General features: G+C 56.5%; 11 protein-coding genes and 1 tRNA gene. 8 read left to right on the top strand and 4 right to left on the bottom strand.

Features of this window, described 5'->3' with window-relative positions; all coding sequences use genetic code 11:
• Positions 1-217 precede the first annotated feature (217 nt).
• From IQ273_RS23560 to IQ273_RS23545, 4 genes are all read left to right on the top strand, one after another.
• On the top strand, positions 218-745 hold the full coding sequence (locus IQ273_RS23560; protein WP_194025593.1) for a tetratricopeptide repeat protein: 528 nt from the start codon (positions 218-220) through the stop codon (positions 743-745).
• A 119-nt stretch (positions 746-864) separates the two neighbouring features.
• On the top strand, positions 865-1,815 hold the full coding sequence (locus IQ273_RS23555; RefSeq protein ID WP_194025592.1) for a putative selenate ABC transporter substrate-binding protein: 951 nt from the start codon (positions 865-867) through the stop codon (positions 1,813-1,815).
• Positions 1,799-2,572, top strand: a complete 774-nt coding sequence (locus IQ273_RS23550; RefSeq protein WP_228053686.1) for a phosphonate ABC transporter ATP-binding protein — start codon at positions 1,799-1,801, stop codon at positions 2,570-2,572. The genes IQ273_RS23555 and IQ273_RS23550 overlap by 17 nt, the downstream gene beginning before the upstream one ends.
• Positions 2,573-2,706: 134 nt before the next feature.
• Complete coding sequence (locus IQ273_RS23545; RefSeq protein WP_194025591.1) at positions 2,707-3,453, top strand: endonuclease/exonuclease/phosphatase family protein; 747 nt, start codon at positions 2,707-2,709, stop codon at positions 3,451-3,453.
• Between the two features lie 73 nt (positions 3,454-3,526).
• Here the strand turns inward: IQ273_RS23545 and surE are convergent, their stop codons facing one another.
• Positions 3,527-4,210: a 5'/3'-nucleotidase SurE gene (surE, locus tag IQ273_RS23540; RefSeq protein ID WP_194025590.1), complete on the bottom strand. Its 684-nt coding sequence runs from the start codon at positions 4,208-4,210 to the stop codon at positions 3,527-3,529.
• 110 nt (positions 4,211-4,320) lie between these two features.
• On the opposite strand from surE, the gene IQ273_RS23535 reads away from it, so the two are divergent.
• Complete coding sequence (locus IQ273_RS23535; RefSeq protein WP_194025589.1) at positions 4,321-4,863, top strand: Uma2 family endonuclease; 543 nt, start codon at positions 4,321-4,323, stop codon at positions 4,861-4,863.
• 69 nt (positions 4,864-4,932) lie between these two features.
• On the opposite strand, the gene hemB is transcribed toward IQ273_RS23535, so the two are convergent.
• Both hemB and IQ273_RS23525 read right to left on the bottom strand, forming a co-directional pair.
• The gene (gene hemB, locus IQ273_RS23530) at positions 4,933-5,913 is read right to left on the bottom strand and encodes a porphobilinogen synthase (RefSeq protein ID WP_194025588.1); all 981 of its coding nucleotides are present in this window, start codon (positions 5,911-5,913) and stop codon (positions 4,933-4,935) included.
• Positions 5,914-6,072: 159 nt separating this feature from the next.
• Positions 6,073-6,573 (bottom strand): hypothetical protein, encoded by a 501-nt coding sequence (locus IQ273_RS23525; protein ID WP_194025587.1) that lies wholly within the window; start codon positions 6,571-6,573, stop codon positions 6,073-6,075.
• Positions 6,574-6,744: 171 nt separating this feature from the next.
• Between IQ273_RS23525 and IQ273_RS23520 the strand changes: the two genes are divergently transcribed.
• The 3 genes from IQ273_RS23520 to IQ273_RS23510 all read left to right on the top strand — a co-directional run bounded on the left by IQ273_RS23520 (position 6,745) and on the right by IQ273_RS23510 (position 9,208).
• Positions 6,745-6,816 (top strand) — tRNA-Lys (locus IQ273_RS23520).
• Positions 6,817-7,063: 247 nt separating this feature from the next.
• On the top strand, positions 7,064-8,143 hold the full coding sequence (gene fba, locus IQ273_RS23515) for a class II fructose-bisphosphate aldolase (RefSeq protein WP_194025586.1): 1,080 nt from the start codon (positions 7,064-7,066) through the stop codon (positions 8,141-8,143).
• A gap of 174 nt (positions 8,144-8,317) precedes the next feature.
• The gene (locus IQ273_RS23510; protein WP_194025585.1) at positions 8,318-9,208 is read left to right on the top strand and encodes an inositol monophosphatase family protein; all 891 of its coding nucleotides are present in this window, start codon (positions 8,318-8,320) and stop codon (positions 9,206-9,208) included.
• Positions 9,209-9,284: 76 nt separating this feature from the next.
• On the opposite strand, the gene IQ273_RS23505 is transcribed toward IQ273_RS23510, so the two are convergent.
• Positions 9,285-11,156, bottom strand: coding sequence for a DUF4114 domain-containing protein (locus IQ273_RS23505; RefSeq protein ID WP_194025584.1), 1,872 nt, complete (start codon positions 11,154-11,156; stop codon positions 9,285-9,287).
• Between the last annotated feature and the right edge of the window lie 547 nt (positions 11,157-11,703).

The following is an 11,703-nucleotide window of genomic DNA, read 5'->3' as shown; positions in this document are numbered from 1 at the left end:
GTATCTCACTTTCCAAAGTAGCGATGAAAGCAGTGGAGAGCAGGTTAGAACGCAATCCTTTGCTACCCAAGTGGGATATCCTGATTCGCCCTGCTTGATTTGGTACCTTCTTTCCCGGAAATCACCTATAGCCTTTTCGGGTGGATCAACCCCATGAAAGTCAGTCTACATTGGTATATAGGCTAAGGACGCCTTGTGAAGACTTAACATTTTACCTATGACCGACGATACCCGCGATCGCGCCAAAACCCGCTACGCCCAGGGCCAGGCCGCCTTTGAGAGAGGCAGCTACCGCGAGGCGGTGGAGTGCTTTGAGGAAGCGGTGGCGCTGGCTAAAGCTACTACACCTCTGGGTGGCGAAATTCAGACTTGGCTGGTGAATGCCTACAGCGCTGTGGGCAAACAGTCCGATGCGATCGCCCTTTGCCAGGCACTAGCCCGCCACCCCGACCTGGAGACCCGCAAGCAGGGTAAGAACTTGCTCTACATTCTGCAAGCGCCCCAGCTTCAGCGCCCCACCAACTGGATGACTGAAATTCCAGATTTAGACAAGTTGTCTGCCGATGGGGCGCAAAGCTTGGGCCAGGCAGGCTACTCGGGAACTAAGTCTGCCTCTCGTCCCCGGCCTAAGCTTGAAGAACCAACCATTGACCCCAGCGAAATTAACAGCAAAGACAACGGGTTTTTGTGGGCGGCCCTGATTGGAGTAGCTCTGGTTCTGGGCGGCTTGCTTTGGCTGAGCTAAAAGCGTCACGCTCGGCTAGGTTCTATGGGAGCTGCTGCATCCCTGGGGGAGGGCATTGCTTTAGGTAGGAGCCGCCCTCTATGATTTAGAGCTGCTGTTTTAGACGTTAGTTAACAATTATGGTGAGTATTCACCGTTCGTGGATTGTGGGGGTGTCAAGCCTCTTGCTGCTGCTGCCCCTAGGGGCTTGCGGCACCTCGGCCCCAGAGCAGGGGGCCGCTGAGGAGACCTCTGGGGAAACGGCCACCAACACCATTCCCCTCACCGCGGGGGCGATTCCTGACCAAGACCCGGAGCTGCTGCAGCGTCTCTACAGCAGCCTAGCCGACTACCTAGAGGCCGAGCTGGGCGTGCCGGTAGAGTATAAGCCCGTAACCGACTACGCCGCCGCCGTCACCGCTTTTCGGGTGGGCGATCTAGATTTGGTCTGGTTTGGCGCGCTGACCGGAGTACAGGCGCGGCTTCAGCTACCGGGGGCGGAGGCGATCGCCCAGCGCGACATCGATGAACAGTTTCACAGCATCTTCATCGCCAATGCCAACAGCGGCATCGAAGAAATCCAGGAGATTGGTGACCTGGCCCAGCTCAAGGGCCGCACCTTTACCTTTGGCAGCGAGTCGTCCACCTCGGGGCGGCTGATGCCCCAGGCCTATCTAGAGCAGGCTGGGGTCGATATCGAGAACGACTTTCGCGGCGAGGTGGGCTTTTCGGGCAACCACGACGCCATTCTCAAGCTGGTGGAGGCGGGCACCTACGAGGTGGGCGTGCTCAACGAGCAGGTGTGGCTTGACCGGCTGGCCGCTGGTGCAGTAGACACCGATAAGGTGGTGCAGATCTGGCGCACCCCGCCCTACTTCAACTACCACTGGGTGATTAGCCCTGAGGTCGATGAGCGCTACGGCGAAGGGTTCTCTGAGCGTGTCCAGGCAGCGCTACTGGCCCTCGACCCGGCGGTGCCTGAGCACAAAGAGATTCTTGACCTGTTTGGGGCCGAGCGGTTTATCGTCACCACGAACGAAAACTACGCCGAAATTGAAGCTGTGGGCCGCAAAATTGGCAAAATTCAGTAGCGGCAAATTTGGTTACTCTGGGGCAATTTTTCAGCTGGAGGGGGTGAGCTGCCGCTTTGGGGCGGTGGCTGCCCTCACCGACTGCAGTCTGGCGATCGCCCCCGGCGAGCGGGTCGCCCTGATTGGCCCCAGCGGAGCGGGCAAAAGCACCCTGCTGAGCTTGCTGAACGCTAGCCTGTCGCCAACTAGCGGGCGCGTGACGATTATGGGGCAGGATGTTAGCCGTCTGAATGCTAGACAACGACGGCGACTCCAGCGGCTAGTCGGTACGGTGTACCAGCAGCACCACCTGGTGGGCAATCTGGCGGTGGTTCACAACGTGAATGCTGGACATCTGGGCCGCTGGCCGCTGCCCAAGGCCCTCTGGTCCCTGGTGTGGCCCCAGGCGGTGCCCGCTGCCGCCCAGGCTTTAGCCCAGGTGGGCATTGCCGACAAGCTCTATGCCCGCACCGATCGCCTCTCGGGCGGTCAGCAGCAGCGGGTGGCCCTGGCGCGGGTGCTGGTGCAAGACCCCGCCGCCATCCTCGCCGACGAACCAATTTCTAGCGTGGACCCGGAGCGATCGCGGGCCATGATGGACCTGCTGCGCCAGCTCAGCGAAACCACCGGCAAAACCCTGGTGGTCAGCCTCCACGAGGTCGAGTTTGCAGTCAAGTACTGCGATCGCATCATTGGCCTGCGCCAGGGCCAGATTCTCTTTGATGCCCCGGCCACCCAGGTCAGTGACGCCATACTGGCAAAACTGTACCAACTGTAGGTCTACCAAAAGCCCTGGCAAGGGCAGCAGGCAAGCGATTTTGTATTAAAGAATATATGCAAGCGACAAGTTTCCAGGGTTAAGTAGTGGCTGTTACAGAGATTTCCTCTGTTTCACCCGTCTACCGACCTAGAATGAAAATCGCCACCTGGAATCTTGAGCGTGCACTTCCCCAGTCGGTGCAGGCTGAGCGCCAGCGCCAATGGCTCAGCCGTATAGATGCCGACATTTGGATTTTGACCGAAACCCATCTGGGCATTACCCCTGGGGAAGAATACTCTTCAGTAGCCAGTGGCCTACCCGATCGCCCTGGGGAAGACGGTGAGCGCTGGATACAAATCTGGGTTAAAACGGGCGAACTCGCGCCCCTCAAGACCACCGATAAAGCCCGCACCGCTGCTGCCCTAATTACCCTGGCCAGCGGCCAACAATGGATGGTATACGGCACCGTGCTGCCCTGGTTAGAGAGTAGTTGGCAATCACACCCCGCCTCCAAGGGGCAGGCCTTTACCGCCGCCCTGTCTGCTCAGCAGGCCGATTGGCAACAGCTCCGGGCCACCTATCCAAAAGCAGTCTTAACGGTAGCCGGAGACTTCAACCAGGACTTGAACGCCCTGCACTACTATGGGTCGCGCCGCAACAAGCAGGCCCTGCGACAGGCGCTAGACAGCGCGAGGCTAGCCTGTGTGACCGCTGGCGAAAACGACCCTGTTCACCAGCTCATCCACGGGCAGCACTCCAACATCGACCACATCTGCATCGATTCTGATGTCGCGGAGCACTTTCAAAATTCTTTTGCCTGGCCCCAGCGGCTCGACGATTTGCGCGGCCTATCCGACCACTTTGGCGTTGGGGTTGAACTGAGCACATCTGCTTGGTAGGAAGGTCCTACTGTAGACCCCTACGCCATCGCTTTTGAGCACTGGGTTCCGCTCTATCCGGGGTCGGTTTTACTCACCATAAACAAATTTTTGTGACGGCAATGTTGCCGCCAAAGCAAATGGCTACGTCTGAGTCGGGGTCATGGCGGCGCTTGCTATAGTCGCCCACGTAGTAAAACTGGCCCTGATCCACTTTGAACTCGGTGGGCAGCGGTTGAGTGCAGGTGGTGCAGAAGACAATTTCTGGATCGGGATCACCGGGCTGTAAGTGGGGCAAGTTGACGTTCCAAAAGCACCCCTGTGGCAGCGCTTCGGCCATGAGAGTCTCAAGTACCTGAGCGGCTAGGTGGGCCGCCAGCGTCCAGTCAATGGGGCGGCGGTTTTGAATGTAGTGAGAAATAGCAATGCCTGGCACCCGCAGCAGGGCCGCTTCCCGTACGGCAGCGACGGTACCCGACACGTGAATATCGGCCCCCATGTTGCCCCCGGCGTTGATGCCGGAGAGTACCCAGGTCGCATTTGGGCACAGGTGGCTAACCCCAACGCGGGCACAGTCGGCTGGGGTACCGCCAATGGCAAAGGCGGATTCTTCCCGTTGGGCAATGGCAATCGGGCCACCCCGGTTCATCTGGTGGCTACAGCCCGAGAGATGGCGATCGGGGGCAACGATACAGGTGGGATGGCCCTTCAGCGCTTGTCGCAGGGCTGCAATGCCAGGGGCATCAATGCCATCGTCGTTGGTAAGAACAAAGGTCATGGGTAGATCGGCAAAAATTTTCTGCTTGCAGCATAAACGGTAAGCTCTACAGGTGAGCCAGCAATCAGCCCATACAATAAACTCAGATACCTCTGACAGGAGGGCCAACTGTGGGACTAACCGTTCACGAATTAACCAAACTGCAAGCCGACTATCCCGACTACCGTATGGAGTTGGTCGATGGCGAGGTCAATGTTATGAGTCCATCCGGCTATGAGGCTGATGAAGTTTCGATTGAATTGGCGGCCCAAATACGTAATTGGGTTAGGCCTCGCCAACTGGGCCGGGTGACTGGGTCGAGTGCGGGTTTTGTGCTGCCAAATTCCGATACCCGCGCCCCGGATGTCTCCTTCGTCAAAGCCGAGCGGCTGCGCCGTAGCCCGCGATCTTTTGCAGAGCTAGCTCCAGACCTGATGGTAGCAGTCAAATCTCCGACCGACAGCGTAGCCAAACTGCGAGACAAAATTCAGGAGTTCCTGGCCTTGGGTACTCAGGTCGGCATTTTGATCAATCCTGAAAGTCGCCAGGTGGAGGTTTACCGGCTGGGGCAAGAGGCGATCGCCCTCAACGACGGAGACATACTTACGATTCCTGACCTGCTGCCCGGCTGGGAGGTTGGCGTGGCGGATCTGTGGCCCCTGGTGTTCGAGTAACTCACCAACGCAGATCCCAGGGTTTTTGTAAAACCCTGGGATCTCAAGCCAACATCTCAACGCAACCATCTAACCAATCCAGCGGGCCACGTCTTTGGCGTGATAGGTCAAAATCAGGTCGGCCCCAGAGCGCTTGAAGCTGGTCATGGTTTCCATTACCAGTTTTTGCTCATCGACCCAGCCATTGAGAGCGGCGGCCTTGACCATCGAGTATTCGCCCGACACGTTGTAAGCCGCCACAGGCAGGTTTGTCGCCTGCTTCACCCGCCAGATGATATCCATGTAGGCCAGGGCGGGCTTCACCATCAGCATGTCGGCCCCTTCGGCAATATCTAGCTCAATTTCTTTGAGCGCTTCGGTGCCGTTGGCCGGGTCCATCTGGTAGGTTCGGCGATCGCCGAACTGAGGCGCACTCTCCGCTGCATCGCGGAACGGCCCGTAGTAGGCCGAGGCGTACTTAGCGGCGTAGGAGAGAATCGGCGTATCTTCAAAGCCGTGCTCGTCTAGCCCAGCCCGAATCGCCTGCACAAAGCCATCCATCATGCCCGAGGGCGCAATGATGTCGGCCCCCGCGTTGGCCTGGGCCACAGCGGTTTTTTTCAGCAGTTCCAGGGTGGGGTCGTTGAGCACCCGGCCAGTCAAATCGCCGGTTTCTAAATAACCGCAGTGACCGTGGCTGGTGTACTCGCACAGGCAGGTATCGACAATGACTACCAGGTCGGGCACCGCTTCTTTGACCGCTGTGGTGGCCTGCTGCACAATGCCGCAGTCGTGCCAGGCTCCAGTGGCATCGGTGTCTTTGTCGGCAGGAATGCCAAACAAAATAATCGCGGGAATGCCCAAGTCGTAGACTTCTTTGGCTTCTTCGACAATTTTATCGACCGAGAGTTGGTAAACCCCCGGCATCGACGAGACTTCCTTGGCGAAACCATCGCCGGGTACAGCAAACAACGGATAGACCAAATCGGCCTGGGTAACCAGGGTTTCTTGCACCATGCGGCGAAGTTGCGGGTGCTGGCGCAAACGGCGAGGGCGATGGGTAGGGAACATAGCCTGGGGGGAGGAGGTATCTAAGAATGAAGCTTTATTAAACTAAAGCTTCATTGTGGGACGAAAACAAGCGCTTGGTTACGTTCCGTAATGTCTATGTCGCTGATCCGAACAGCCAGTATCCTCTTCACCCCAGCGTTTGGGCCTAGCTGGAGGCTCCTAAAAGGTAGGGTCGTGCTCAAAGTCAAGGCACTCACTATTTTCCCACGTGCGGCCGCTGTGTTCGCAGGTGGTGCGATCGCTCAAAAAAGGAATAGCTGCAGGACTAACCTGGGGGCGATCGCTAGGGCCAGACGGACGGTGAACAAGCTGTATTAGGATTGCCAAAAACCCAATACTGAGGGTCATTACCGCCACCGTCACCACCACCTGCCCGGCCAGCGATCGCGGGTACTGATCTTGCTGACGACGCTCTTTCGAGCGTTTTTCTGGACCCGCTACCACCACCAGGTAATATCGCTGGAGTAGCAGAGGAATCGATAGGCGAATATCTACCGCATGTTTTTGCCACAGGGTAGTGGCTAGAGCTGCCTGGAGAGCCGCGTGCTGACTGTCTGAGAAGGAGCGGGCTACCGCAGGGGGCATTTGCCCTAGCAGCCGCTCTAGGGCCATACTGGCTTGGGCTAGAGACTGGTCAGGGTGATCAGGTATCTTATCCATGGGCGGTGAGCGAATTATCTACAGGGGATAGGGTCATGCCCAAGATTTCCCTCGAAACAAACCTGCGATCGCCGCTTCACCCAACATTTATTTTTCTGTCAGCGTTATTAAGTGAAGACTATGTGCTAGGATTCTTAATCGTGCTCAGAGATGGGTACATCACCAAATCACGGGTCGCTAGCTCAGCGGTAGAGCACTCGGCTTTTAACCGATTGGTCCTGGGTTCGAATCCCAGGCGACCCATTTTTTTAGTATTGCCTATCTCCTTAAGTGTAGAACTCGTGGTCTATGTCCTACAGTGTTTTATGATGGGGCAGAGTAGCGGGGTGAACACATCCCTGCTGGGTGGGGAAGTCTTTTAAGCTTTACTTTAGCTTTTGCAAACATTTCGTCATACATCATTAGATTTATCCTAAGATTGTTTGATGAGTAAGGCTACCTACTTAAAGACTCGAAGGCCTAACGGCGAGAACACACTAGGAGGAATTTTATGGCGCTTGTCTCACTGAGGCTACTGCTGGATCATGCCGCTGAAAATGGCTACGGCATCCCGGCCTACAACGTAAACAACCTGGAGCAAATTCTAGCCATCATGAAGGCTGCGGATGAAACCGATAGCCCCGTGATCTTGCAAGCATCTCGCGGTGCTCGCTCCTACGCTGGCGAAAATTTCCTGCGTCACCTGGTGCTTGCTGCGGTTGAAACCTACCCCCACATTCCCGTGGTTATGCACCAAGACCACGGCAACTCTCCCGCCACCTGCTACTCGGCTCTGCGCAACGGCTTCACCAGCGTCATGATGGACGGCTCGCTAGAAGCTGACGCCAAGACCCCCGCTAGCTTCGACTACAACGTCGCTGTTACCGGCGAAGTGGTGAAAGTGGCTCACTCCATCGGCTGTAGTGTTGAGGGCGAGCTGGGCTGCCTCGGCTCTCTGGAAACCGGCGCGGGCGAAGCAGAAGACGGCCACGGTTTTGAGGGTACCCTCAGCCACGACCAGCTTCTCACCGACCCCGATGAAGCGGTGCAGTTTGTTGAAGCCACCCAGGTCGATGCTCTGGCCGTTGCCATTGGCACCAGCCACGGCGCGTACAAGTTCACCCGCAAGCCCACTGGCGAAATTCTGGCCATCAGCCGCATCGAAGAAATCAACCGTCGCCTGCCCAACACTCACTTGGTCATGCACGGTTCGTCTTCAGTGCCCCAGAAATGGCTAGACATCATCAATGAGTACGGCGGTAAAATTCCTGAGACCTACGGCGTGCCCGTTGAAGAAATCCAGAAGGGCATCAAGAGCGGCGTGCGCAAGGTCAACATCGACACCGACAACCGCCTAGCTATCACCGCCGCCATTCGTGAAGCCGCTGCTAAGGATCCGTCCAACTTTGATCCTCGCCACTTCATGAAGCCCTCGATGAAGTACATGACCGAGGTGTGCAGCGATCGCTATACCGCCTTCGGCACCGCCGGCCAGGCTAGCAAGATCAAGCAGCAGCCTGTGGAAGTCTACGCCGCCAAGTACGCCAAGGGCGAACTTGATGCAAAGGTCTCCACCGCCGCTGCAGTCTAGAACCCATGATGGGTGAGGTTCCCTCGGGGATCTGGCCTGATTGAAAAAAGCAGGGCTTCTTCGTTGAGGAGGCCCTGCTTTTTATTCTTCCTACTCCGTTCTGCCTGCTCCGAGGGCTGGCCTTTTGCCGAAGTGGCGTACATTAGGGATGCTCTGCCTCGAACGACAACTCCTATGCTGCCCCCTACGACCCCTCGGCAAATTCTGGCGGCCCTGCTGCCCTATCTTAAAACCGCTGGAGCCTATGCCCAACAGATACAGGCCCAGATCGCGGCCCAGCCCGACAAAGACGGCAAGGGCGACAATTTTTTTGCCTCGGCCCTCAGCGATGCCGACCTGTCGATTCAAACCATGATGGAGGTAGTGCTGCTGGGGCTATTTCCCCAGGTGCGCTTTTATGGTGAAGAGTACGCGCAAACCTACAACACTAAGTACTTTCGCGCCATTGACCTCGGCCCTGCGGGCGACTATCTAATTACTCTCGACCCCATCGACGGCACCCAGTTTTACCTAGATGGCCACTCAAACTATCAAATTATTCTGGCCATTCTCAATGCCGATGAGTATGAGGCGGCGATCGCCATTACCCCCGGCCAAAACCTCTACTACTACACCCTGCGGGGCGAGGGCACCTTTAAGGGCAGCCTGGATCAATCCCTGGAGGACTGCACCCAAATTAAAGTTGAGAACCCCTCGCCAGCGATTTGCCTGGGCTGGCAGATGGGGAATTTGGTACCGCAATTGAGCGATCGCTACCGGGTCTATCACACCAAAACCGACTACTCCAAAGAGACCCAAATTCCCAACTTCAATGGTTTACTCAGTGGCGATTTGGCCGGGGCGGTCATGGCGCGAGGACAGTTTATCGACGGTGCCGTTCTAGCCTTTATGGCCCAAGAGATGGGCTATATTGTGACCACGTTTACCGGGGAGCCGCTGCCGCCCTTGCACACCTGTAGCAATTACCTCCGCCCCGGCCTAGTAATCGGCAGCTCGGCGGCGGTACACAACCATCTACTAGCCGCCGTCACCGTCGCCCGCATAGAAGGGGGCCATCCCCAGTAAATGGAAAAACCGGTGGGATTGGGGACAGCGGTGCCGCCGTCCCCAATCCCCTTAGTCTCTGGCCATCAGATCAGATTTAGACAGGCTGGACGTTGATTTTGACCACCAGGTCGTCGTAGTCAAAATCGCCGCCACCGACCAGATCCTCAAACCCAAAGGTGTTATCACCCAACAGTTTGACCTGGTCAACGCCACCGGGGTTGGCCCCCAGGAAGGGGAGGAAGACCGCTGGATCATTGGCAGGGTTGCCATCGAGTATCTGTTCAATGGTGCCATTGCTAATCAGGAACGGAGCCAGAATTTGATCGCCCGCTACCGATACCGTCAGCCGTTGGGTGCTGCCGTTTTGCGGAGAAATCAGCGGCTGTCCAGCCCACTGGCGAACAGCTGCCTGGATGTAACCCGCATCACCGGGGTTGAGCGCATTGCCAAATTCGTCCAGCACGGTGCCCTGGGCATTTTCAATGCGGTAGAAACCAAGCGTATTGGTGTTAGCAGCCTCCCGTTTGACCTCTAGCTCCAGCTGCACCTGACCCGTGAGCCCTCGCAGATCTAGCACCTCTGACTCCGAGCCCCCTTGCAGATTGGCCCCCAGAGTGGGGCCTTGGTTGCCGAGTTCAACCCGAAAGATGAAGTCGTCGAACTGCTGGTCGTTGTTGAGGTCCCAGTTGAAATCGAGCCCGTTGCCCGCCTGGGATGTACCAAAGCGCAGAGGCTGGTTGGGGCCAGGGTTAAAGAGGGGACTGGCGACGGTCACCTTGCCCGGCCCACCATCTAACACCGAATCGAGGGTGCCATCTTGAATTAGAAAGAAGGCGTAGAAACGGCTGGGGTCGAGGGCCAGCTGTCGGGAGACGTCTAGCCCCTGGATGTCCAAATCCCCCAGGGTGGAAAAGACAATCTTGGCCGTCGGCAGAGCGGTGGCAATGTAGTTAGCGTTGTCGGGAGCAATGCCCTTGATGTTGCCCTGGGCATCGTCCAGCTCAAAGAACCCAATTTCTACGGCCCCAGCCCGGGACGGTTTGACCACGCTGAAGGTGGCCCCCTGAGAATCACTGACGCCGTCCAGCTTCAGCAGGTTGTTGCCCGTAACCCCCAGGTTACCCAAAGGGAGCTGAGGGCCAGGATCTATTGGCCCGGGATTTACTGGCCCGGGATCTACCGGACCGGGATCTACCGGACCGGGATCTACTGTCGGAGTAGCCAAAAAGTCAAAGGACAGAATCTGGTGGGACTGGGCGGGGCCGCCAGTGGCCGCTGTAAAGCCCACGTAGCCGCTGGTGCCACCAAGAATGGCCTCCAGGCTGGTGCCCTGGGCCGGAAGATTCAAAGAGAAGGCTGAGGTGACAGGCTTAGGCGGGTTGGTGCCGGTGGCCAAAAAAACCTCAAGGGTTTGGGACGTACCGTCGTAATCAATCCAGGCCGTATGGACAGATCCATTATTGAAGTCAAATGCGCCAAACGCAGTCTGGAAACCCTCTGGAGAGCTACCGAGAATGCGATCGCCCTGGCCGTCAATTAGAGCTATTTCGATGGTGTTATCGCCGACATCGGCAATGTTATCAAAAAGTTGATCTGCTGTGTTGCTGAAGGTGTCTAGCTCCACAACTAGGGCATTGATAATGGAGGAATTCGATCCTCGTAGGGTAAAGGGACGGTAGCCTAGCCCAGGGGCAGTGCCCCCCAGAGCATTACGACCAGCGGGATCGTTGTGAACAATAAAGGTGAAGCCTTCTGGTGCCCCAGTGGCGCTAGTTTGAAATTCAAACTTGGTGCTAAAAGAGGTGTCGTTCTTGAGCTCAATTTTGTCGGAAAAGGCTGCACCTGCCGAGTCACCTACGGGGGTGGTTGGCGTTAAAAGAAGAATGCCGTTGTTAAATGCAGCTACATTGACCCGCCCATCCCCTGGGTTACCAGACGATAGGTTAGATAGAATTAAACTTGCCATTTTCTCACCGAAACAGAGCTATAGAGTTCAAATAGCGTGGGCAGCATTCCCAGGTGCTAGGCTCTGCTTTAAAGCCTCCTAAACCCCTTGATTTTTCGTACAAAAGAATCAGGGTTTGAATGTGCTTTAAAATACGCCCTAGACCATTAGCTCAAGGAAATAGCCGCCGTTGCGACGTACAGAGGTAGAGCACGTAGCTGAGGTCAAATGCTGTCGCCATGGCAAAAGCACCAATCGCCGCATTGTTACCGAGCTATTCCCAAGTCCTACAGGACGCCGATCTTTTCAGGAGCACCATCAGAGTCTTGCAGGGAAGTTCATACTTGGTGGCAATTTTTATCTTCTAAGTAAAATTTCGTACATGAAATCTCTGAGGACGGTGGGATAGCTACTGCCAGTTGTCCAAGTCTTGCCCCCAGCTATTAGACGACACTGAACGTGGCGGGTGACGACAGCTAGATAGGCGGGAGAGGTGTTCTCCCTGCCCCTTGAGTCATCACTGAGACCGGATCCAATTTAAGCTAATAAGAAAAGACACTGAAGGTAT

This window comes from Nodosilinea sp. LEGE 07298 (genome assembly GCF_015207265.1).
Lineage (GTDB): Bacteria > Cyanobacteriota > Cyanobacteriia > Phormidesmidales > Phormidesmidaceae > Nodosilinea.
This window is presented reverse-complemented; position numbering and strand designations above follow the sequence as displayed.